We start from the raw sequence: 1,292 nt of genomic DNA, 5'->3' as shown, positions 1-1,292 counted from the left end.
CATCGTCGACGGCAAGGGCGCGGTGACCTTCCTGGTGCGCGTGAAAGAGGCGCTGGAAGACCCGCGCCGTCTGCTGATGGATCTGTGATCATGGCGACGCATGTACTCTGGCAGGCCGACGTGGCCGATTTCGACGCCTGGCTGAAGGTATTCCGCGAGGACACGCCGATGCGCAAGGCGGCCGGGATTGTCGATCTGCACGTCTGGAAAGACCCCGAACAGCGCGATCATGCGGTTGCCCTGTTCGAGATTACCGATCTGGACCGGGCCCAGAGCTTCATCGAATCGGAAGAGCTGGCCATGCACCATGAACGTGGCGGCGTCGCGCATATTCAGGTGAAGGTTCTGACACCCGTCTGAACAGGCACCCAGGCGATCCACCCCGTGGGTCGCCTTTTCAAAAAAGAACACTCCGCGGATTTGGGAGAACAAAATGGCTAACTATGACGTCATCGTAATCGGCGCCGGTCCTGGCGGCTATGTCTGCGCCATCCGCTGCGCGCAGCTGGGCCTGAAAACCGCCGTCGTCGAAGGGCGCGAGACGCTGGGCGGCACCTGTCTGAACGTGGGCTGCATTCCGTCCAAGGCGCTGCTGCATGCCAGCCATCAGCTGCACGAGGCCGAGCACAACTTTGCCAAGATGGGCCTCAAGGGCAAAAGCCCCTCGGTCGACTGGAAACAGATGCTGGCCTACAAGCAGGACGTGATCGACACCAACACCAAGGGCTTCGAGTTCCTGTTCAAGAATTACAAGATCGACTGGCTCAAGGGTTGGGGCTCGATCCCGGGGGCGGGCAAGGTCAAGGTCGGTGATGAGGTGCACGAGGCCAAGAACATCATCATCGCCTCCGGGTCCGAGGCGGCCTCGCTGCCCGGCGTCGAAGTGGACGAGAAGGTCGTCGTAACCTCGACCGGCGCGCTGGAGCTGGGCAAGATCCCGAAAAAGCTGCTGGTGATCGGCGCAGGCGTGATCGGGTTGGAACTGGGCTCGGTCTATCAGCGTCTGGGCGCCGAGGTGACGGTGATCGAATATCTCGACGTCATCACCCCGGGCATGGACCCCGAGGTGCAGAAGACCTTCCAGCGCATCCTGAAAAAGCAGGGCCTGAACTTCGTCATGGGTGCTGCGGTGCAAAAGACCGAGGCCACCAAGACCAAGGCCAAGGTGACCTACAAGCTGCGCAAGGATGACAGCGAGCACGTGATCGAGGCCGACACCGTTCTGGTCGCCACCGGGCGCAAGCCGTTCCATGACGGGCTGGGTCTGGATGCGCTGGGGGTCGAGCTGACCC

2 protein-coding genes are annotated in these 1,292 nt (G+C 61.8%); both read left to right on the top strand.

The window, feature by feature from the left end:
• A partial coding sequence (locus AC6RA4_RS25520) for a hypothetical protein (RefSeq protein WP_500165126.1) occupies nt 1-360 on the top strand: 360 nt, incomplete at its 5' end.
• A gap of 73 nt (nt 361-433) precedes the next feature.
• Nucleotides 434-1,292: dihydrolipoyl dehydrogenase family protein (locus AC6RA4_RS25515; protein WP_500165125.1), on the top strand; the 859-nt coding region annotated here is incomplete at its 3' end.

The sequence above is a fragment of the Salipiger sp. genome (genome assembly GCF_059781815.1).
This window is presented reverse-complemented; position numbering and strand designations above follow the sequence as displayed.